Here is a 19,442-nt window from a genome sequence, read left to right as displayed (position 1 = left end):
GCCGTTATGGTTTATATTTGGCCAAAACCTGCATAATATTGGCTGCCCTTACCCAAAAACTTACTGTTAACAACTCTCAAAAAGGCATTTATTTAATGCTGGGAGCAGCCTTTTTCTTCTCATTGACATCTGCGATTTCCAAGTGGCTCGGGCGTGATTTTCACATTGTTCAACTGGTCTTTTTTAGAAATATCGTTGGCGTCGTATTTGTTCTGACCAGCATTTGGCGACGGCCGGTTCGTCAGCAAGGCGGGAAGTTGGGGCTGCTGATTTTCAGGGGTGTTGTAGGCACATTATCGCTTTACATGCTTTTTTACGCGATTCAAACATTGGGTTTAGGGCGCGCGTCAACGTATCAATACACTTATCCGATTTTCCTGGCATTGCTTTCCTGGCTGCTGATCGGTGAAACGCTCAATTCCCGGGAATGGGCGGCCATTTTTGTCGGATTTATGGGCATACTTTTCGTTTTCCGTCCCGACCTGTCCATTTCCTTACGCGACAATGCGCTAGGGCTTGGAAATGCATTGCTGACTGCTATTTCTTATTTGTCTATCAGGCAGTTAGGCATTGTTTACGACACGCGTGCGATCATTCTCTCGTTCATGCTGAGTGGCATTGTAATGCCCATTATTTCCATGCTCGTCGGAACTTATTATCCCATGGAACACCTCGATTTCCTCATCGGGACTTTTCGTTGGCCAACCGATGGATTTCAATGGCTGGGATTTTTAGCATTAGGATTAACAGCCTTGATGGGACAGCGAATGTTAACCCAATCTTTTACATTTGACAAAGCGGGCCGCGTGGCTGCGATTGGTTATTCCAATATTCTTTTCTCCGTTTTGATTGGTTTTTTGATGGGAGAAGCCATTCCATCGTTATCCATGCTAACCGGCATGATCCTGATTGTAGCGGGAGGAATAATGGTTTCTTTTGCCAAAAAGACGGTGATCGTCGCTGATAAAGCGGAGTAAGGTTCAACATTCTGCTGCTTATGGTTTCAGATTAGGCTGAAATTTTTGAGCTTACGATTAATTTTAGAGAAATGCTGTTTTAGTTAAACAAGCGAAAGGCTATGAAAAAATCGATTCTGACCTGCACCATTGTCCTGATCACATTCGCGCTCATCACCGGATTTCGTTCAGACACCACTTCACGCGCAGAAGGCATTCAATGGATGACGATTGAGGAAGCGTATGCCAAAATCCAGCACGAGCCAAGGAAAGTCATGATTGATGTTTACACCGACTGGTGCGGCTGGTGCAAAGTGATGGATCGCGAAACTTTCAAAAATAGAGCGGTCGTCGATTATGTCAATCGTAAATATTATGCAGTAAAACTCGACGCTGAACAAAAGAAGGCAATCACGTTGGGCAACAAAAAATTCGAATTTCAGCCCGAAGGCAATCGAGGCATACATCAGCTCGCATTGGCATTAACCAATAACCAGCCCAGCTATCCCACGACCGTTTTTCTTGATGACAAGTTCAATATGATCCAGCCTCTTCCAGGTTACATGAAAGCAAAAGAATTCCATCAGGTTATCACCTTCATCGGCGAAGATTACCACAAAAAAGAAGCCTTCGACACCTACAGGCCAAAACCTACAATTCGTTGTTTGCAGCGAAGTAAAGGCTTTTACACTTTATTTACTCAGTTCCATCAAAGTAAAATTAACTTTTTCAGGAGCCAATTGGTAATGATTTCCAATTGACTTCTGGTAATATATTTATTACTTTTGCATGAAGTCAACTGAGTTGTTCAGGCTGTTTGTAAAAGACGGCTGGTTTGAAATAAGACAAAGTGGAAGCCATAAAATCGTGGGACATCCTGAGAAGGGAGGACAGTTAATAGTGCCTTTTCATGGCAGTAAGGAAGTGAAAAAGGGTTTGCTGAATGCATTATTGAAGAAAGCCGAAATAAAAACGAACAAGCGATGAAAAAGCCTTTGATTACAATGGAGATCGTGAAGGAGGATGTTGGCTATAGCGCATTTACTTCTTTCAGAAAGAAATTTATCGGCACGCAAGGCGATGATTTTGAGGAGCTGAAAAAAAATATTGTAGAAGCCGTCAACCTCGCCTTTCAAAAGGAAAATCTGACTTACTCAATCCAAGAAATCGATTTGAAACCGGACTTGCAAAGTTTTTTCGCGTTTTATAAAGTGCTTAATGTAAAGGCATTGAGTGAGCGCATTGGGATGAACCAAAGTTTGCTTGCACAATACATTAGCGGCACCAGAAAACCTTCTGCCACCCAAACGAAGCGAATTCTTTCGGGCGTGCAGCAAGTTGGCAAAGAGTTAGCCTCGATACAGTTTCTAATTTAATTCGAAAGGATTTAAACCGTTTCCCCTTCCTGCATTCTTTCTGCGTTTTCGGCGATGCGCAATCTTTCGATGAATTCGCCAATGTCGCCTTCCATTACTGCGGGAAGGTTATAGACTGTGTAGCCAATGCGGTGATCTGTGATGCGGCTTTGCGGATAATTGTAAGTGCGGATCTTATCGGAGCGGTCACCGCTTCCTACCATTGATTTTCTTTGAGAACTGATGGCATCATTGTGCTCTTTCAGCTTAATTTCATACAATCTCGAACGCAAAACGCTCAATGCGCGGTCCTTATTTTTTAGCTGTGAACGCTCATCCTGGCAACTTACAACCAGTCCCGAAGGAATGTGTGTCAATCGAACAGCAGAATAAGTCGTGTTAACCGACTGTCCACCTGCACCGGATGACTGGAATGTGTCAACCCGGACATCATTCATATTAATCTGAACATCAACCTCTTCTGCTTCTGGCAAAACCGCCACAGATGCAGCCGAGGTGTGAATCCGTCCTTGCGATTCGGTCTGTGGAACGCGCTGGACGCGGTGCACACCCGATTCGAATTTCATTTTTCCGTAAACATCCTCGCCTTCAACTTTGCAGATAATCTCTTTGTAACCGCCGTTTGTCCCTTCCGTAAAGTCCATAATCGATGAACGCCAGCCCATTTTTTCAAAAAAGCGCTGATACATCCGGAACAAATCGCCCGCAAAAATCGCAGCTTCATCTCCGCCGGTTCCGCCTCTTACTTCAAGGATAATGTTGCGGCTGTCATTTGGATCTTTTGGAATAAGCAGTTCTTTGATTTCCTGTTCAAGCTTTTCCAGTTTGGGAGTCAGATCGTCCAGCTCCTCTTTTGCCATTTCGCGCAGTTCCTCGTCCTTTTCAGTCGCGATCAGTTCCTTGGTTCCGGCAATGTCTTTTTGCAGCTTCAATAAAATGCCATATTGTTCCACAATCCGTCCCAGATCTTTGTATTCCTTACTTATTTTGGAATAGCGGCCAGAGTCCGAAACGATTTCCGGTTGTATAATTTGTTGCGAAACTTCTTCGAAACGTTCTTTTATAGCTTCTAATTTATCGATCATCTTTATTGAATATCTTTGGCACCACGTATTCGGGGCACAAAGATACGCATTTTAGATAAATGAAGGTTTTGAGATAAGAGTGCCTTTGTGAATTACAAACCTTTGAAATCTGTTGAATTGATATAAACTGAATGGAAATGAAACGAATGTTGTGTTGCGTGGTGCTGACCCTGATAATGGCCGGGTGTGATATGGGTAACCGCGTTGAAAATACGAAGGCTTTGTCCAATGAAATAAAAGCGTCGCAGATCAAGCGGGTAACTCATACGCAGCTGATTTATTCGGCTGATGCATGGGGAAAAAAGATCGCGCAGATTGCTGAAAAGTCTTTAACCAGTGAATTGGAAAAGCATCCTGAAAAGGCAGGTGAAGTGTGTAAAAATCTGGGAGAAATTCCGGTAATCGCAGCGCTGCAAAAGGAATACGGCGTAAAAGTTGAATTGCTGGGCATCGACGATCTCAAAAATCAGCAGCTTGCCGCGAAGGAGCGCGAAGTGTTGGATGCGTATTTATACAGTGCCAAAAACAAAGCCGCAGCGAGTGACAATCTCCAGCAATTAAGCGATACATTGCTCGTGTACAACGCCCCCGTCCCTTCCGAAAGCCTTATTTGCAAATCATGCATGCCCAACGCCGAAACCTCATTCGCAGTTTGGAGACTTTTATTCAATAAAAAGGACATTATCAGAAAGCTGGACGCGAAGCAGTTGAAGGATTGATATCTTCGTTTAAACACTTATTTTTAGCATAACTAAAAAGGTTTTATGGAAACGATTGTAATTCAAAGCGATTCTAAAACGATTAAAATGTTGAAGAATCTGGCAGAAAGAATGGGTGAAAAGGCCACTATTTTTTCTGAGGCCCAAATGGAAGATTTTGCTTTCGGTCAAATGATGAAGAAGGCAAAGACGGGTAAATCAGTAAGCCGCGATGCTGTTATGAAAGAACTTCGTGACAAATGAGGGTCGTTTTTGACAAGTTTTTTATTAAAAGCATCCGAAAATTAAAAGATACGGTTACGAAGAAAAAACTTGAAGAGGTCATTATTAAAGTCGAACAAGCGCAAACGGTTCGTGAGATTCCTAATCTGAAAAAGATGCAAGGGTTTGACAATTACTATCGGATACGACTTGGCGATTATCGCGTTGGCTTCGAAGTTGAAGAAAAAGACACCGTTCGATTCATTATTATCTCGCATAGGCAAAGCATATATGATGAGTTTCCTTAAAGAACGGAATGATCTTTTTAGGAATGAGAATTAATTAAATGTTAAACGTGCAATGCAAGCTTCAAAAAACCCGGATAGTGACCTCAGTGCTTTTAAGACTAATAAGACGATTCCGAAAGTGATTGAGAATGAGGTTTTGAAGGCTTTGTCGTTTTATCCGGAGTTGAAAGAGACGCAGATTGACTTTGTTTTTAAGCGAAATATCAAGCGCTCCGTGATGCAGGCCCAGCCCAAAATAAGCACAATGTTCGGGACAAACAGGGGCTATAATATCAACATTAGTGCACTTTTCAAGCTAACCACAACAGCGATTCCAATTCACCAGATTCCGGCCGACATTATGGTCGGGTGGATAGGGCACGAGCTGGGGCATATTATGGATTATGAAAACCGGAGCGTGACGGGTATGATGCGGTTTGGAATCGGTTACTTGCTTTCTTCAACCTACATTAAGCAAGCCGAACGCGTGGCGGACACATTTGCTGTGAACCACGGATTAGGAAGCTATATTGTTAAAACAAAGCACTTTATCCTTAATCACGCGAGCCTTTCTGAGAAGTATAAAAACAAAATCGCCAGGCTCTATCTTTCGCCTGACGATATTATGGAACAAGTCCGGAAATTGGAAGCTGCGCAGCAGCAAAACCTATAAGCTCTTGTCAACAAAAGCTGCGAATTCCAGGAAATCTTCTTCCTTCATCACTCTTGGAATTTTCACTTGTCCGCCCAGTTTCTTGGTTTCTTCGCTCCATTTATAAAATATTTCCTCCGGGATCAGCACGGTTTCAACGCCTTTAAGCGCCCGTCCTCTTGCCACATTGTAGTTCTTGTTGTTTTCGCGAAGCGTCTTATCAAGGGACTCGGCAACTTTTGCGTTGTCCGGAAATTTGTCACAGCTCAAAAACCACTTATGGATATATTCCTCTCCCCGGTGAACGGCTGCGACGATGAATTCTTTGATCACCACATCATATTCATGCTCAATCACACGCAATGCATCATTCATCTGATTGACAGAAAGTTGTGAACCGACAACATTCAGAAAATGCTTTGTCCGACCTGTGATCTTGATCTCGGCTCTTGCTTTATCAGTAATTTTTACCGTGTCGCCGATCATGTAACGCCACGCGCCGGAAACGGTGGAAATCAGCAGCACATACTCGACATCTTCCTCAGCATTGGCAAGGGAAAGGACTTTCGCTCCGGCTTTTACCAAGCCATTTTCATCCACATGATCACCGTCAAAAGGCACAAATTCGTAAAAAATGCCATTATCCGGAAAAAGGGCCATTGAAGTCGTATCCGGGCGTTTTTGAATCGCTATAAAGCCTTCCGAAGCAAGGTAAGTGTCAATGTAAATGAGCGGGTGAGCCAGTAATTGTTCGAGACTTTTTTTGTAAGGTTCGAAAGCGACGCCGCCGGTTGTGTAAACCATCAGATTGGGCCAGATGTCATGAATGTTGTTCAGCTTGTTATAGCTTATAATTTCTTTCAACATTAATTCAACCCACGAAGGAATTCCTGAAATGCATCCAATGTCCCATTTTGGGGCTTCTTCGGCTATTTTCCTGACGCGCTGATCCCAGTCCGCGATGTCTGCAATTTCTTTTCCGGGCTTGTAAAATCCACCGAACCATGTTGGCAAATTGCTCGCGCTGATCCCGCTGATCTCACCTTCCTGATGATCGTCTTTTTGAATCAAAGAAGTGCTGCTGCCGAGCATTAAAATTTGTTTGGTAAAAAAATCACCCGGCAGATTGAACGCATTAATGTTCGTTATTTCCGAAATTCCCGCCTTACGGATTGCAGTGAGCATATCTTCGGTAACCGGAATGTATTTGCTGTTGCTTGTGGTCCCGCTGCTTAATGCGAAATATTGCTGTCCGCCCGGCCAGGTAACATTCTGGTGGCCTTCCAATAAATAATGCCACCATTCTGCAAACATTTTGTCATAATCATGAACCGGAACTTTCTCCTGAAATGCGGAGATGATATCTTCGTTTTTCAACATTTCCGAAAAGCCGTAAGCCTTTCCGAACGCGGTGAGTTTTGCCGTTTCCAGCAGTTTTTGTAAAACTTCTTTTTGTGCTTCAACAGGATCAGGATCAGAAGTAATCAGCCCTGTAAAATCAATTGCCTTTTTGATAAGTTCTCCAATAACTGCCATTCGTTGTTTGTGCTTTGTGGATGTAATGAATGTTCTTTCAGCTGCATTTTAAAAACCCATGCCACCCAGTAAATTTGTATTTTTCATATCTTCCGCGATGACTTCTATGCCTTTAAATAAATTCAAGATGAATCGTTTTTTATCCAAACTAGTGATTGCATTGTTGCTGGTTTTCAAACTGCATATCAGCGCATTTGCACAAAACAACATTCTGGTTTTTCAGTCCGATTTCGGTTTGAAAGACGGAGCCGTTTCAGCGATGAAAGGCGTCGCTTCCGGCGTTTCTCCTAACTTGAAATTATACGATGTCACGCACGAAATCCCGGCTTATAACATTTGGGAAGCAGCTTATCGGTTAGTGCAAACAGCCCCTTACTGGCCAGCAGGAACGGTTTTCGTTTCGGTCGTAGATCCGGGAGTTGGCACTGATCGAAAATCGGTGGTTATGAAATCAAAGTCAGGACATTATTTCGTGACACCGGATAACGGAACGCTTACACTCGTGGCAGAGCAGCTCGGAATTCAGGAAGTGCGGGAGATTGATGAGGCTGTTAACCGGCGCAAAAATTCAAATGAATCTTACACTTTCCACGGCCGTGACGTTTATGCATTTACCGCAGCGCGTTTGGCGGCTAAGGTCATTGCATTTGAGCAAGTTGGGAAAAAGCTTCCCGAAGCAATTGTTTCAATTCCTTATCAGAAATCATCATTTGAAAATGGTCATGTTAAGGGCGGAATTCCGATCCTAGACATTCAATATGGCAATGTTTGGACAAACATTGGAAAAGAGGTTTTTAACAAACTAAATGTAAAGACCGGAGACGATGTCCAGGTGCAGGTTTTTAATCAAAAACAGAAAGTATACGAAGGAAAAGTGCGTTATGTAAACACTTTTGGAGATGTGAAAGAAGGCGAAGACGTTGGTTATTTCAACAGTCTGCTCAACTTTTCGCTCGGCATTAATATGGGAAGCTTTGCTGAGAAATATAAGGTGCAAAGCGGAAATGAGTGGAGTATCGTCCTGACAAAATAGGACGATACTCGCGATAATTATTGGCTTACAACCTGGTAGATTTCGTACCAGTCTTCATGATTTAATTTAATATCCGATGCGCTGGCGCCGTTCCTGATCCTGGTTTCAGAAAGTGATCCGATAATAGGCAATGTGCCCAGTTTCATCAGCCAGGCCACAGCAGTCTGCTCAATGTTCGCATCATATTTCTTGCTGACCTCTTCCAGCTTCGCTCTCAAACGAACGGCTTTTTCATCAGTTCCATTTAATATTTTGCCACCTGCAAGCGGTGCCCACGCCAATGGTTTGCTGAAACTTTGTTTGATAAAATCGATCCGACCATCTTCAATCGCCGTCGTGTTCATCAAATTCAGCTCAATGTGATTGGTTACAATCGGAATCCGCAGGTAAGAAGCCAGCAACTGATGCTGAAATACAGTAAAGTTTGCAACGCCGATATGCTTGGTTTTTCCTGATTTAACAATCTCCGCAAGCGCAGTCGCCGTTTCCTCGGGATCAGAAAGGAAGTCGCTTTGGTGCAGCAGAAAAATGTCCAGATAATCTGTTTTAAGCCTTTTTAAAGAGCCGTTAATGCTGTTTACAATATGATCTCTGGACGTGTCATAGTAAGTCAGCGACTTATTAGTTGACTTCCTGATGCCGCATTTGCTGAATAAAACAATGTCCTCCCTTTTGAAAGATTTGGTCTGGATTACTTTACCAAAATGCTCTTCAATGGCCGTGTTACCATAAACATCCGCGTGGTCGAAGGTGTTAATGCCCAGTTCCAGGCAAAGATTGACGGTTTTTTCAATTTGAGATGTGGTTTGAGAACCTTCATCCGTCCATCTCCAGAAACCATAAATCGCTTCGGATACTTTGGGGCCAGAATCACTTAGACTAACTTTTTTCATTGGGTGGATTTTTGAATGCTGGTGCAAAAATATCTATTTATCCAGACGTTTATCTTTTACGATCAGATAAAAATCGTTTTCCAGTTCCAGATAGCCATAATCATAAACAAAATGATAAATGCTTCCCTTTTGCGTGGGACGGCGGCTGGTAATGAGACTAAAATCAAAGCCCTTGCCAATCAGCGTGCTTTTTGTTGTCTTCGATTTTTCTTCCGGACATAATTCTTCCAGGATCCGGCGGTTTTTCCGAAGCTGGTTGTTCATGTTCCTGATCAAATTATAAGAATCTGAATTTAACCGGTTATTGTAGCTGTTCCGGCACATATCCGAGCAGAATTTCTTGTCTACCCGTCCCATCAGTGGTTTCCCGCATTCCAGGCAATTTTTCATTGTTCAAAGTTTAATCTACGCCAGTAGGAGCAGATGAGTGTGTATACGTAATCTCGGCTTGCAATATAGCAAAATTCCAATTCTTAGCATTAACAACTTATTTTCCATTTGCAAACGGCTGCAAACGTTTTTACCTGACTGTAAATAGTTAATAACCGACTCGTTAATCGGCAATCATTCACATTTGTATCGTCGGTTGAGGGCAATCGACATTAAATGAACATTCACTATAAAAAAGCAAATGATGAATTCAGTAAAATTGATTGGACACGTTGGACGTGAGGTGGTTGTAAGAGAGTTCGAGGGTGGGAGAGCAGTTACATTTTCGCTGGCAACCAACGAAACTTACACGAATAGAAATAAGGAAGAGATCAAATCCACGGACTGGCATTCCATCATTGCGTGGGGAGCATTGGGCGAGCGTTGCGAAGCGCTATTGGACAAAGGCAAGCTCGTGCAGGTGGAAGGAAAGCTGAGTTACCGCCAGTATGTCAACAAGGAAAGTCAGAATGTAAGGGTTGCGGAAATCCAGGCATTTAAAGTCGATGAAGTTGCCAAGAATGGGGCGATCATTTCTGAACGTGCATAAAAAGTTTCGGTCTTAATAATTACCTGACTATTAAGACCGAAAACACTTTTATAAGCTTTTTTCTAACGCATCTTTCCAGTTGCCGTATGCCTCTTTGGTTGTTTCAATCAAAGCTGCATCCGGTTCAATGGTGCGCAATGCAGATAGTCCGACAAATGCTTCTGACCTGTTTTTGTAATAACCAAGACCGAAGCCTGCTGCGCGGGCAGCGCCTTGTGCACCGTCTGTATTGTATAACTCGACGGTTGCGCCAGATACATTGGCAAAGGTTTCACGGAAGACAGGGCTTAGGAACATGTTTGCTTCGCCTGCGCGGATATTTTTCAACGAAACACCAACGGTTTCCATGATTTCCATTCCGTAATACAATGCAAACACAATGCCTTCCTGTGCAGCGCGGGTGTAATGGTTCAGGCCGTGGCGGCTGAATTGTAAGCCTTTGAATGTGCTTCCCGGATCCTGGTTTTCAAGCATACGCTCAGCGCCGTTGCCAAAAGGAAGACAATATAAGCCGTCGGCTCCAACAGGTGCTTGTGACGCCAGCTGGTTCATTTCCGGATAAGAAACATTGCCCTGGAATAATGAGTTTCTGAGCCACCCGTTTAGGCTGCCTGTGCCATTTACGCACAGCAAAACTCCATAACGTGAAGCCTTGGAAATGGGATTAACGTGCAGAAAGGTGTTAACACGTGATTTTGCATCGAATTTAACCTGATCGCTTACGCCGTAAACGACGCCCGAAGTTCCGGCTGTTGCTGCCACTTCTCCGGGTTCTAGCACATTAAGCGAAAATGCATTATTAGGCTGATCACCAGCTCGATATGTTACCGGAATGCCAGCCCGCAGGCCGAGTGCCTCTGCTGCCAAAGCGGTAACTTTGCCTTGCTCAGAGAATGTAGGCAATACCTCCGGCAAAATGTCAGGGCTAAATCCGAAATAATCAAAAAGGAAATCCGCTGGGCGTTCATTTACAAAATCCCAGAAAATTCCTTCTGACAATCCGGAAGGCGTTGTAACCACTTCGCCAGTCATGCGGGCAGCCAGGTAATCGCCGGGAAGCATAAACTTATGGACTTTTGCGTATACATCGGGCTCATTTTCTTTAACCCAACCCAATTTTGAAGCAGTGAAATTGCCCGGAGAATTAAGCAAATGCGGAAGGACATATTCTTCGCCGATTGCCTCCATTGCCTTGTTGCCAACTTCCACTGCCCGGCTGTCGCACCAGATAATCGAAGGTCGCAACACATTCAAATCTTTATCAACCACAACCAAACCATGCATTTGATAAGAAATCCCGATTGCACCCACATCTTCGGGAGAAATGCCAGCTTTTTGAATCACGGCCTTAGAAGCCAGACATGCATTTTGCCACCAAAGTTCTGGTTGCTGCTCCGCATAGCCCGGCTTGGGCGCTGCAATGGTCATTTCCCGCTCAGGATAAAATGCAGAGGCAGCGACTGCGCCGGAATCTGCGTGGATCAAACATGCTTTAACGGACGAACTGCCTAAATCAAATCCAAGGAAATACATTGTTATTATATGTGATTAAGATTACGGTAATATCAGATACTGGAAGGAAAAGTACAAAATTGCTGCTTAAAAAAGGAAAAACAACATTTTAAGTGTAAATGTTACACTTAAAATATATTTCTGTCGAATTACTTTTAAGTTGAGAAATAAAAAAGAAATTTAGTACCGGAAAATTCACTATTTTAAGGAAGATATTGAAGTTGGGAATCTATTTGTTGTTGAATGTGTGTTAAGCATGCGCAACCTCATGTCGATCATCCGGTTCGAGGTGTAATTTTAAGAAAACGCAGCATCCTTTAAGGGGTATTATGAAAAAAATTGTACAAGTTGTTTTGATTGGTGGCTTTATTGTATTGTTCGCCGGATTCCACCCTATTGACAAAAAATGGGAAAAACCCTTCTCCCGGCTTGATAATGAAATTAGAAAAAACGGCAAAGCTTATCAAACGCTTGGTGACGCAACAAAAAGCATCGGACACCGATTAACAGGAAGTGTTAATGGTGAAAAAGCCGAAGAATATGCGTTTCAACTCCTCAAAAGTTACGGATTTACGGACGTTGCTTTCCAACCCTTCGAAGTTGAAGCCTGGATGCGCGACACGGTAACATTATCCATAGCGCCGGGCAGCAGCGACAATTTCAGGGAAGTTCCGGTTGTTTCGCTTGCACATTCTCCCGTTGAATCCAACCTGCAAGGTGAAATCGTGGATGTAGGAAATGGGCTGGAAGAGGATTTCGAGATGATTAAGGAGAAAGTGAAGGGTAAAATAGCCTTAGCCAACATTAATCTGGTAGGCGCTCCTGGTAAGAAAAATCTTCACCGATCAGAAAAGACAGCATTGGCAATCAAGTACGGCGCAACTGGCGTGATCATGGTTAATGGTGCTCCGGGAAAAATTTTGCTGACCGGAACCGCTTCTGTTACAGGCGCAATTATTGCTATCCCGGCCGTTTTGCATTTCCAATGACAGCGGTTTGGAACTTCGTAAATGGCTTAAAGAAGAAGGCCCGCTTGAAGCGCACATTGATATGCACAACATTTCCAAGCCCATTAAAGCAAGAAATGTGATTGCAACATTGAAAGGAAAAACAGACGAAACTGTAATCATAGGGGGGCATTTGGACTCTTGGGATCTTGCAACTGGCGCTATTGATAATGGAATCGGGTCTTTCGCTGTGATGGATGTTGCAAGAGCATTTAAAGCATTGAAAGTGAAACCTGAACGTACAATTCAGTTTGTGCTTTTCATGGGCGAAGAGCAAGGTTTGTTAGGTTCAAAGCATTTTGTCAGCGAAATGAAAAAATCAGGTAACATTAACAAGATCAGTTACATGATGAACCTTGATATGACCAATGATCCGAAAGGCGTTAATGCCTTTGGCAGAGAAGAAATGAGCGAATTTTTCGCAGGTGTGGGAAGTGCGATTCACAGTGTTGACCCAAATTTTAAAAATGAGTCGACCAACCGCGCGGGCTTGCATAGCGATCACCAGCCATTTATGCTGGAAGGCGTTCCTATTGCCGGTTTGTCAGGCCATTTGGATCCGAATGTGTTGCAATGTTACCATGCAGATTGTGACGATTTCAGTCTGGTGAATAAAGACCAGTTTCAAAATACCGTGCGGATCGCGTCCATGTATTTGTATGCGCTTGCTAATGCCGATAAAATTGCCGTGTCTAAGCTTTCTGATGCCAAAACCCGCGACTTCCTCATTTCACAGGGACTGAAAGAAGAGTTGGTGATTGGTCAGGAATGGCGGTGGGAACAATAAGCTTTTAAAATGATCGTATTTCCAAACGCAAAAATAAACATTGGCCTCAACGTTACTGAAAAGCGGCCCGATGGTTTTCACAATATAGAATCTTGCTTTTACCCCGTTGGCTGGTCGGACGCGCTTGAAATTACATTGGATAGTGTGTTCTCCTTCGAGTCTGACGGCATTGTAATCCCGGGAAATAATGCTGACAACCTGTGTACAAAAGCATATCGTATGCTTTCGGCAGATTACGATTTGCCACCGGTCAAAATGCATTTGCTGAAAGCAATTCCCATTGGCGCGGGACTTGGCGGCGGATCAGCAGATGCGGCTTTTGCGATCAAAGCATTGAACCAGCAGTTTGACCTGAAAATTTCTTTTGAAAAACAGCTGGATTACGCACGTAGATTAGGAAGTGATTGTGCTTTTTTCATTCGCAACGAGCCTGCGTTCTGTTATGAAAAAGGCGATGTGTTTGAACCTATTGATCTGAGCCTGAAAGGAAAGTGGATTGTGCTCGTGAATCCGGGCTTACATATTTCCACGGTTGAAGCATATGCTGGCGTCGTGCCGAAACGAAGTGAGGAAGATTTGCGTAATCTTCTAAAACAGCCAGTTGAAAATTGGAAGAATGGCGTAAAAAACGATTTTGAAGCAACGCTTTTTGTAAAATATCCTCTTTTAGAAGAGATCAAAACGGAGCTTTATCAACAAGGTGCATTGTACGCTGCGATGAGCGGTTCAGGATCAACATTATTTGGGATCTTTAACAAGGAAACGGATCTGAAAAAGCCCTTCTCACGTTTTAATGTTTGGCAGGGTCTTTTACAGTAAATTATTTTTAGGTGACTGAGCGCCTGCAAATTGTCGCTATATTCACTTCTTGCTTTAAGCTTTTGGAAAAGAAACGGTAATGAGTCCTAAACAAACAACCAAATCGAAGGAAAATCCTTTCACCAAGCGGCGCGAACCCTTAGGTTTCATGCTGTGGCTGGGTGTGATTGGCAGTTCGTTGCTCTTTACTTCGATCTTTATCATTTTCCTCACACGCATGCACCGCGAAACCGGGCATATGATCGTGCTCCCGGACATGTTCTGGCTGAGCACATTGGTGATCCTTTTCAGCAGTATAACATTGCATGAAGCCAATCTTGCTTTTAACAGTGAGCGGTTTTTACATTATCGCGTTTTCTTAGGCGCAACGCTGCTTTTAGGCGTAACATTTATTCTATTGCAAATAGGCGGCTGGGCTGAAATGCACAATGCAGGCTTGTTTAAAGGTGTAAAGACTTCCGGCGGGTTGGTGTATTTGCTAACAGGCCTTCACCTTATTCACATTGTGGGAGGTGTAATTTATCTGGCCATACTTTTCCAGAAAGCGATTAAAAACAGATCTTACATTGACTCATTCGTCTACAGTGTCAATGCGCCTAACAAGCTTCGGATAACATTACTAACAAGATACTGGCACTTCACCGGCGCACTTTGGCTGGTTGTTTTCCTATTCCTGATCATTCTTTACTAATCACTCAGAAGTTGCGTTTAAGGCTTCTTCTTGCCAGAAATGTGCTGATGATCGTCAGAATTGCCGCCATGATCATGGGCGCTCCGGGCAAATAGATTTTCGCCGAAGGTTGCGTAAAAACCGAAAATAGATTGGTCATCAAAGGTGGCCCTATAATCGAAGTGAGGCTTTGCAAGCTTGTTAAAGCGCCCTGAATTTCTCCTTGCTCATTGGGCAAAACCTGTGTTGAAATGATTCCCTGCAATGCCGGGCCAGCAATGCTCCCCAATATATACGGGACCATAAAGGCATACATCATCCATCCTTCCGTAGCCAGTGCATACAATACAAACCCCACCGCATACATTAACAAGCCAACATAAACACTTCGTTTCTGGCCTAATTTGGGCAAAATAAGCCTGATCAAATAGCCTTGGACAAATGCACTCAAAACGCCCACTGCGCCCAAAGAATAACCAATATGCGCTTCGTCCCAATTGAATTTTTCAATTACATAAAACGACCAGTTGCTTTGTACGGCATGCAAAGCGACATAAAGCAAACCTAATGAAATGATCAGGCCATAAATGATGGGATAACGTTTCAGGTTTTTTAAAGATCCGATCGGATTCGCCCTGGACCATTCAAACGGTCTGCGGTTTTCGGGAGCAAGCGATTCAGGCAGAATGAAATAGCCGTACAAGCAATTGATCAGGGAAAATGCAGCCGCAGCCATAAACGGAACCCTGGCACCATATTGACCCAATAATCCGCCCAAAACTGGTCCGATAATGAATCCGAGACCAAATGCAGCGCCTAGCAAGCCAAAATTCTGAGCGCGTTTTTCCGGTGTGCTGATGTCGGCAATGTATGCCGCTCCGGTCGTAAAGCTGGCACCCATAATCCCCGCAATAATGCGCCCTACATACAACCAGCCCAATGTTGGCGCAAATGCAAGAAAGATATAATCAATGCCGAAGCCGAAAAGTGAAGCCAATAACACGGGTCGCCGGCCGAACCGGTCGCTTATGCCGCCTATGATGGGTGCGCAGAGGAATTGCATCGATGCATATGCGAACAAAAGCCATCCGCCGTCCCGCGAAGCGTCACTAATGCTGTCGCCTGTGAGTTCGCTGATCAGTTTTGGCATCACGGGAATGATAATGCCGAGTCCGATTACATCAATAAGTAAGGTTACGAATATAAAACCAAGTGCAGGAGAACGTTTGGCGGTCATGAGAAAGAGCGTTGAAATCCAAAAGTACGCTTTAAATTTTGGTGCCCGCGCAGGTTCTCATTTTGTTAATGAGACTATTTTTTTAATATTTTAAATTCCACCCGCCGGTTGAGCTGCTGACCTTCCGGCGTGTCGTTTTTAGCAACAGGAACCGTTTCTCCATAACCTTTGCTTTCCACCCGGTCCGGCTCAATTCCTTTGCCGATCAGATATTCCCGGACAGAATCAGCCCGATCCTGCGAGAGTTTAATATTGAATTCTGCGCTACCGGTGTTGTCTGTATGTCCGCCCAATTCGATTGCCAGCGTCTTGTTTTCAGTCATGGAAATGGCAATACGGTCGAGTTCCGGGAAGGATTCCGTGCTTAATGCAGACTTTCCCGTTGCGAAGAAAATGTTATTAAGCCGCACAATCTGGCCTTCTTCGATCGGGATCAATTTGAGCGATTTGTTTGTGATTTCTTTATAGCTCTTGTTGGCGGTGGAATCCGTCAAATCCACGTTTTCACCTTCGGCAATGAAGTTGGGCGCAACGGCCCGCATGCTGTATTTCTGTCCATAGGGCAATATGATCTTATATTCTCCAGTCGTGGGATTGGTTGTGGCCGTTCCTACTTCTTCGCCATCTGCCAGGTTTTCATAAATGATGGTCGCTTCCACCGGTTTTCCGGTTTTTGAGTCAATCACCTTGCCGCTAATCATCACCACTGGATCAGAAACAGGCACATTGGCAATCGGCGCCTCGGCCGTGTCGCCCGGAACGTCCTTGGGTTTCAGGTTATAACGCACCACATCGCCTTTGCCTTCTGCGCCTTTGAAAGACACCATATAAGAATAATCTCCCAAGGCAGAAATGGTGTAATAAGCGTCATAACCATCAGAATTCACGGCTGGGCCCAAGTTTACAGGCCGGCTCCAGCGTTTCCAGGTTTTATCAATCCGCTTGCTATAATAAATGTCATTGCTGCCCTGACCGCCTTTTCGATCGCTTGAAAAATACAGCGTAACGCCGTCAGGAGCCAGAAAAGGCGTTGTTTCGGTGAATTCTTCAGAATTGATTTCCTGTCCAAGGTTCATTGGCTTGGACCAGGTGCCATCTTTTGCCTTAAAGCTCACATAAATGTCATCGACCTTGCTGTTTTTCTTCTCGCTGAATGACATAACGAGCGTTTTTCCGTCCGTTGAAAGATAGCCGCAGTCAAACTGCCCTTTGCTGATCTTCGCATAACCTGGAATTTCAAGCTTATTAGGCGCAGACCAGCCTCGGGCTGTCTTTTTACTCGTCGAAAAACCGCGCGTTTCATAAACGCCATTTTTGTATGAACCCTTGATCAGCAATGTGTTGCCATCGGGTGTAATGCTGTAAAGGCTGTTATAGTCCTCTTTATTAAGCGGCGGCGGAAGGCGGCGGGCGGGAGTCCAATTATCATTTTTCAACTCAGAAAACCAGATGTCCTGGCTGCCTTTGGTGCCGTGCGTATTTTGCGGATGGCTTACCCTTGAAAAGTAAATGGTCTTGCCATCGGGCGCAATAATCGGATTAATTTCATTGTATTCAGTGTTTACTGTCTTTCCAAGATTTTCCAGTTGCGCATACGCGCCGAAGGAAACGGATGAAAACAGCATGGCCAGTAATAAAATGCGCATCGTTTTTTTGGAAGGGTAATTAATTCTTGTCTACATATAACGACATATCCAGAGGCTTATTTTCTGATGCTTGTAGACGGAAAGCTTCCATTTTTTCCAAAAGGCCTACTACATTGTCGGCCACCACCAAAAGTTGCAGATTATCCGGACGTAAAAAGCCTTCTTCAACCATTTTATCTAATTGCAAAAGCAGGAGATCGTAAAATCCGTTCACATTCAGCAAGCCAACCGGTCCGTTGAAAATCCTTAACTGCGACCACGTCAATATTTCAAACAACTCATCAAAAGTGCCATAACCGCCCGGAAGTGCAATAACGCCGTCGGTTAAGGAAGCCATTTTGGCTTTTCGCTCGTGCATGGTTTCTGTGAAGTGCAGCTCGGTCAGCGTTTTATGCGCCACTTCCAGCTTTGCGAGGAAGTTGGGGATTATGCCTGTAACATTGCCATTGTTTTCCATGGCTCCGTCTGCCACACGACCCATCAGCCCCATGTTTCCGCCGCCGTAGATCAGTCGTATGTTTCGTTTTGCCAATTCGGCGCCTAATGCGTAAGCAGTTTCGGCATAAACCGGCTTTTTGCCGGGATTTGAGCCGCAGTAAACAACAATTGATTGCATAAAATCAAATTCAAAATATAGTGTAAATGTATTAGTCTGTTAATCAAGCAACTTTGCTGCGAGTGCTTTCAAATCTGTGTCACCGAAAGTTCCGGAGCTCATCAGCAGCAGATTCGCATTTTCCCAGGTTCGTGTTTTCAGAAATTGCACCATTTGCGCTGAATCGGTAAAAACCTTCAAATCTTCCCGCTTAAAAGCTGTGCGGATATCTTCTTCGGAGATGGGTTCCAGCCGCTTATGTTCAACGGTTAATGGATTGTAATAAACCACTGCAACGTCTGCCGCTTTTAATTTTCTGCGATATTGACTTAAAAACGCCTTATTCAAGCTGCTGAATGTATGCAGCTCGGCACAGGCAACCAATGTGCGTTCAGGATATTGTTCTTTCAGCGCAGCAGTTGTAGCTTCCACTTTGGAAGGAGCGTGGGCGAAATCACGGTAAATGTTTACGGTTTCATTTTTACCCAGCAATTCTAATCGCTTGCTTGCTCCTTTGAATGTTTGAATGGCTTCGTAAAACTGCTCATCTGTAATGCCCAGGCGTTCGCAAACGGCATAAGCACCACTTATATTCTTCATGTTATGATTTCCAAAAACCAGCACCGGCACTTCCTTTCCTTCCGATGTGATAAGGATCGTTTTGCCGTCTTCAATTTTGTAGGGATGCGCGTGGTAAGGCTTGCTCACAACATCCGGACGCTCTTTTTGACCAATCACATCCAGCATATCATCGGTTTCGTCGAAGATAATCCCGCCCGCTTTTGGCAAAGAATCAGCCAGTAGTTCAAACTGCTTTACATACGATTCCCAGGTTGGAAACACATTGAAATGATCCCACGCAATGCCGCTGATCAATGCAATGTGCGGCTGGTAATGCATGAATTTTGGCGTCGGGTCCAAAGGTGAAGTGAAATATTCGTCTCCTTCGATCACAATAAGGGGCGCTTCCTCGGAAAGCTTCACCATGTTATCAAAACCCTCGATCTGCGCACCAACCAGATAGTTGAAAACACGCTTGTTATAATTCAAAACGTGCAAAATCATGGAAGTAATGGTCGTTTTTCCATGACTTCCTGCAATGACAACGCGTTGTTTATTCTGGCTTTGTTCAAAAATATATTCAGGATAAGAATACACTTTAATCCCCAGTTCCTTTGCTTTGGCCAGCTCAGGATTGTCTTGCCGCGCATGCATGCCCAAAATCACAGCTGAAAGGTCAGCTGTGATTTTTTCGGGAAACCAGCCCGTTACTGCCGGAAGCAAGTCATATTTTGCGAGGCGGCTTGCCGATGGCTCATAAATTTCGTCATCCGAACCCGTTACGAGAAATCCTTTTAAATGAAGCGCAATGGCAAGATTGTGCATGACGCTTCCACCAATTGATATGAAATGTATTTTATCCAAAGATGAAATCTGACTCATTGATAATGA

General features: G+C 44.0%; 21 protein-coding genes and 1 pseudogene. 13 read left to right on the top strand and 9 right to left on the bottom strand.

Features of this window, described 5'->3' with window-relative positions; translation table 11 throughout:
- The first annotated feature begins 38 nt into the window (after nucleotides 1-38).
- From AC0IYG_RS03675 to AC0IYG_RS03660, 4 genes are all read left to right on the top strand, one after another.
- Nucleotides 39-977 carry a DMT family transporter gene (locus AC0IYG_RS03675; protein ID WP_471709677.1) on the top strand — a complete coding sequence of 313 codons (939 nt, stop codon included), beginning with the start codon at nucleotides 39-41 and terminating at the stop codon, nucleotides 975-977.
- Nucleotides 978-1,078: 101 nt separating this feature from the next.
- Nucleotides 1,079-1,717 (top strand): thioredoxin family protein, encoded by a 639-nt coding sequence (locus AC0IYG_RS03670; protein WP_471709676.1) that lies wholly within the window; start codon nucleotides 1,079-1,081, stop codon nucleotides 1,715-1,717.
- Between the two features lie 28 nt (nucleotides 1,718-1,745).
- Nucleotides 1,746-1,943, top strand: a complete 198-nt coding sequence (locus AC0IYG_RS03665) for a type II toxin-antitoxin system HicA family toxin (RefSeq protein WP_471709675.1) — start codon at nucleotides 1,746-1,748, stop codon at nucleotides 1,941-1,943.
- Nucleotides 1,940-2,332 (top strand): helix-turn-helix domain-containing protein, encoded by a 393-nt coding sequence (locus tag AC0IYG_RS03660; protein WP_471709673.1) that lies wholly within the window; start codon nucleotides 1,940-1,942, stop codon nucleotides 2,330-2,332. Before AC0IYG_RS03665 ends, AC0IYG_RS03660 begins: the two co-directional genes overlap by 4 nt.
- Nucleotides 2,333-2,343: 11 nt before the next feature.
- Here AC0IYG_RS03660 and prfA read toward each other — a convergent pair whose 3' ends face one another.
- Nucleotides 2,344-3,417 (bottom strand): peptide chain release factor 1, encoded by a 1,074-nt coding sequence (gene prfA / locus AC0IYG_RS03655; RefSeq protein WP_471709672.1) that lies wholly within the window; start codon nucleotides 3,415-3,417, stop codon nucleotides 2,344-2,346.
- Between the two features lie 137 nt (nucleotides 3,418-3,554).
- Between prfA and AC0IYG_RS03650 the strand changes: the two genes are divergently transcribed.
- Genes AC0IYG_RS03650 through AC0IYG_RS03635 form a run of 4 tightly spaced genes read left to right on the top strand, consistent with a single transcriptional unit; the run spans nucleotide 3,555 to nucleotide 5,297 of the window.
- Nucleotides 3,555-4,136: a hypothetical protein gene (locus tag AC0IYG_RS03650; protein ID WP_471709671.1), complete on the top strand. Its 582-nt coding sequence runs from the start codon at nucleotides 3,555-3,557 to the stop codon at nucleotides 4,134-4,136.
- A 45-nt stretch (nucleotides 4,137-4,181) separates the two neighbouring features.
- The gene (locus AC0IYG_RS03645; RefSeq protein WP_471709670.1) at nucleotides 4,182-4,379 is read left to right on the top strand and encodes a hypothetical protein; all 198 of its coding nucleotides are present in this window, start codon (nucleotides 4,182-4,184) and stop codon (nucleotides 4,377-4,379) included.
- Nucleotides 4,376-4,645, top strand: coding sequence for a type II toxin-antitoxin system RelE family toxin (locus AC0IYG_RS03640; protein ID WP_471709669.1), 270 nt, complete (start codon nucleotides 4,376-4,378; stop codon nucleotides 4,643-4,645). The genes AC0IYG_RS03645 and AC0IYG_RS03640 overlap by 4 nt, the downstream gene beginning before the upstream one ends.
- A 52-nt stretch (nucleotides 4,646-4,697) precedes the next feature.
- Nucleotides 4,698-5,297, top strand: a complete 600-nt coding sequence (locus tag AC0IYG_RS03635) for a hypothetical protein (RefSeq protein ID WP_471709668.1) — start codon at nucleotides 4,698-4,700, stop codon at nucleotides 5,295-5,297.
- On the opposite strand, the gene AC0IYG_RS03630 is transcribed toward AC0IYG_RS03635, so the two are convergent.
- On the bottom strand, nucleotides 5,292-6,812 hold the full coding sequence (locus AC0IYG_RS03630) for a GH3 family acyl-acid amido synthetase (protein WP_471709667.1): 1,521 nt from the start codon (nucleotides 6,810-6,812) through the stop codon (nucleotides 5,292-5,294). The two genes, AC0IYG_RS03635 and AC0IYG_RS03630, sit on opposite strands and share 6 nt — an antisense overlap.
- Before the next feature lie 127 nt (nucleotides 6,813-6,939).
- On the opposite strand from AC0IYG_RS03630, the gene AC0IYG_RS03625 reads away from it, so the two are divergent.
- Nucleotides 6,940-7,845, top strand: a complete 906-nt coding sequence (locus AC0IYG_RS03625) for an SAM hydrolase/SAM-dependent halogenase family protein (protein WP_471709666.1) — start codon at nucleotides 6,940-6,942, stop codon at nucleotides 7,843-7,845.
- Between the two features lie 17 nt (nucleotides 7,846-7,862).
- On the opposite strand, the gene AC0IYG_RS03620 is transcribed toward AC0IYG_RS03625, so the two are convergent.
- Nucleotides 7,863-8,738: an aldo/keto reductase gene (locus AC0IYG_RS03620; protein WP_471709664.1), complete on the bottom strand. Its 876-nt coding sequence runs from the start codon at nucleotides 8,736-8,738 to the stop codon at nucleotides 7,863-7,865.
- A gap of 33 nt (nucleotides 8,739-8,771) precedes the next feature.
- The gene (locus AC0IYG_RS03615) at nucleotides 8,772-9,128 is read right to left on the bottom strand and encodes a DNA gyrase inhibitor YacG (protein ID WP_471709663.1); all 357 of its coding nucleotides are present in this window, start codon (nucleotides 9,126-9,128) and stop codon (nucleotides 8,772-8,774) included.
- 241 nt (nucleotides 9,129-9,369) lie between these two features.
- On the opposite strand from AC0IYG_RS03615, the gene AC0IYG_RS03610 reads away from it, so the two are divergent.
- Complete coding sequence (locus tag AC0IYG_RS03610; RefSeq protein WP_471709662.1) at nucleotides 9,370-9,717, top strand: single-stranded DNA-binding protein; 348 nt, start codon at nucleotides 9,370-9,372, stop codon at nucleotides 9,715-9,717.
- 48 nt (nucleotides 9,718-9,765) lie between these two features.
- Here the strand turns inward: AC0IYG_RS03610 and AC0IYG_RS03605 are convergent, their stop codons facing one another.
- Complete coding sequence (locus AC0IYG_RS03605) at nucleotides 9,766-11,250, bottom strand: xylulokinase (RefSeq protein WP_471709661.1); 1,485 nt, start codon at nucleotides 11,248-11,250, stop codon at nucleotides 9,766-9,768.
- Nucleotides 11,251-11,558: 308 nt separating this feature from the next.
- Here AC0IYG_RS03605 and AC0IYG_RS03600 point away from each other — a divergent pair.
- The 3 genes and pseudogenes from AC0IYG_RS03600 to AC0IYG_RS03590 all read left to right on the top strand — a co-directional run bounded on the left by AC0IYG_RS03600 (nucleotide 11,559) and on the right by AC0IYG_RS03590 (nucleotide 14,533).
- A pseudogene (locus AC0IYG_RS03600) lies at nucleotides 11,559-13,023 on the top strand (M28 family peptidase).
- A gap of 9 nt (nucleotides 13,024-13,032) precedes the next feature.
- Nucleotides 13,033-13,842: a 4-(cytidine 5'-diphospho)-2-C-methyl-D-erythritol kinase gene (gene ispE, locus AC0IYG_RS03595; RefSeq protein ID WP_471709660.1), complete on the top strand. Its 810-nt coding sequence runs from the start codon at nucleotides 13,033-13,035 to the stop codon at nucleotides 13,840-13,842.
- Between the two features lie 79 nt (nucleotides 13,843-13,921).
- On the top strand, nucleotides 13,922-14,533 hold the full coding sequence (locus AC0IYG_RS03590; protein WP_471709659.1) for a cytochrome c oxidase subunit 3: 612 nt from the start codon (nucleotides 13,922-13,924) through the stop codon (nucleotides 14,531-14,533).
- A 4-nt stretch (nucleotides 14,534-14,537) separates the two neighbouring features.
- On the opposite strand, the gene AC0IYG_RS03585 is transcribed toward AC0IYG_RS03590, so the two are convergent.
- The 4 genes from AC0IYG_RS03585 to AC0IYG_RS03570 form a co-directional block, all read right to left on the bottom strand.
- Nucleotides 14,538-15,749 carry a TCR/Tet family MFS transporter gene (locus AC0IYG_RS03585; RefSeq protein ID WP_471709658.1) on the bottom strand — a complete coding sequence of 404 codons (1,212 nt, stop codon included), beginning with the start codon at nucleotides 15,747-15,749 and terminating at the stop codon, nucleotides 14,538-14,540.
- 74 nt (nucleotides 15,750-15,823) lie between these two features.
- Nucleotides 15,824-17,395, bottom strand: a complete 1,572-nt coding sequence (locus AC0IYG_RS03580; RefSeq protein ID WP_471709657.1) for an OmpA family protein — start codon at nucleotides 17,393-17,395, stop codon at nucleotides 15,824-15,826.
- Between the two features lie 19 nt (nucleotides 17,396-17,414).
- Nucleotides 17,415-18,011, bottom strand: a complete 597-nt coding sequence (locus AC0IYG_RS03575; protein WP_471709656.1) for an LOG family protein — start codon at nucleotides 18,009-18,011, stop codon at nucleotides 17,415-17,417.
- Nucleotides 18,012-18,050: 39 nt separating this feature from the next.
- Nucleotides 18,051-19,433 (bottom strand): UDP-N-acetylmuramate--L-alanine ligase, encoded by a 1,383-nt coding sequence (locus tag AC0IYG_RS03570; protein WP_471709655.1) that lies wholly within the window; start codon nucleotides 19,431-19,433, stop codon nucleotides 18,051-18,053.
- Nucleotides 19,434-19,442: the final 9 nt, after the last annotated feature.

It is taken from the genome of Dyadobacter sp. AC419 (genome assembly GCF_979253085.1).
This window is presented reverse-complemented; position numbering and strand designations above follow the sequence as displayed.

What these genes read in the sequence shown, in the direction of transcription:
- AC0IYG_RS03670 (WP_471709676.1), top strand. Translation starts at nt 1,079, where the DNA reads ATGAAAAAATCGATTCTGACCTGCACCATTGTCCTGATCACATTCGCG.
- AC0IYG_RS03665 (WP_471709675.1), top strand. Translation starts at nt 1,746, where the DNA reads ATGAAGTCAACTGAGTTGTTCAGGCTGTTTGTAAAAGACGGCTGGTTT.
- AC0IYG_RS03660 (WP_471709673.1), top strand. Translation starts at nt 1,940, where the DNA reads ATGAAAAAGCCTTTGATTACAATGGAGATCGTGAAGGAGGATGTTGGC.
- prfA (WP_471709672.1), bottom strand. Translation starts at nt 3,417, where the DNA reads ATGATCGATAAATTAGAAGCTATAAAAGAACGTTTCGAAGAAGTTTCG.
- AC0IYG_RS03650 (WP_471709671.1), top strand. Translation starts at nt 3,555, where the DNA reads ATGAAACGAATGTTGTGTTGCGTGGTGCTGACCCTGATAATGGCCGGG.
- AC0IYG_RS03645 (WP_471709670.1), top strand. Translation starts at nt 4,182, where the DNA reads ATGGAAACGATTGTAATTCAAAGCGATTCTAAAACGATTAAAATGTTG.
- AC0IYG_RS03640 (WP_471709669.1), top strand. Translation starts at nt 4,376, where the DNA reads ATGAGGGTCGTTTTTGACAAGTTTTTTATTAAAAGCATCCGAAAATTA.
- AC0IYG_RS03635 (WP_471709668.1), top strand. Translation starts at nt 4,698, where the DNA reads ATGCAAGCTTCAAAAAACCCGGATAGTGACCTCAGTGCTTTTAAGACT.
- AC0IYG_RS03630 (WP_471709667.1), bottom strand. Translation starts at nt 6,812, where the DNA reads ATGGCAGTTATTGGAGAACTTATCAAAAAGGCAATTGATTTTACAGGG.
- AC0IYG_RS03625 (WP_471709666.1), top strand. Translation starts at nt 6,940, where the DNA reads ATGAATCGTTTTTTATCCAAACTAGTGATTGCATTGTTGCTGGTTTTC.
- AC0IYG_RS03620 (WP_471709664.1), bottom strand. Translation starts at nt 8,738, where the DNA reads ATGAAAAAAGTTAGTCTAAGTGATTCTGGCCCCAAAGTATCCGAAGCG.
- AC0IYG_RS03615 (WP_471709663.1), bottom strand. Translation starts at nt 9,128, where the DNA reads ATGAAAAATTGCCTGGAATGCGGGAAACCACTGATGGGACGGGTAGAC.
- AC0IYG_RS03610 (WP_471709662.1), top strand. Translation starts at nt 9,370, where the DNA reads ATGATGAATTCAGTAAAATTGATTGGACACGTTGGACGTGAGGTGGTT.
- AC0IYG_RS03605 (WP_471709661.1), bottom strand. Translation starts at nt 11,250, where the DNA reads ATGTATTTCCTTGGATTTGATTTAGGCAGTTCGTCCGTTAAAGCATGT.
- ispE (WP_471709660.1), top strand. Translation starts at nt 13,033, where the DNA reads ATGATCGTATTTCCAAACGCAAAAATAAACATTGGCCTCAACGTTACT.
- AC0IYG_RS03590 (WP_471709659.1), top strand. Translation starts at nt 13,922, where the DNA reads ATGAGTCCTAAACAAACAACCAAATCGAAGGAAAATCCTTTCACCAAG.
- AC0IYG_RS03585 (WP_471709658.1), bottom strand. Translation starts at nt 15,749, where the DNA reads ATGACCGCCAAACGTTCTCCTGCACTTGGTTTTATATTCGTAACCTTA.
- AC0IYG_RS03580 (WP_471709657.1), bottom strand. Translation starts at nt 17,395, where the DNA reads ATGCGCATTTTATTACTGGCCATGCTGTTTTCATCCGTTTCCTTCGGC.
- AC0IYG_RS03575 (WP_471709656.1), bottom strand. Translation starts at nt 18,011, where the DNA reads ATGCAATCAATTGTTGTTTACTGCGGCTCAAATCCCGGCAAAAAGCCG.
- AC0IYG_RS03570 (WP_471709655.1), bottom strand. Translation starts at nt 19,433, where the DNA reads ATGAGTCAGATTTCATCTTTGGATAAAATACATTTCATATCAATTGGT.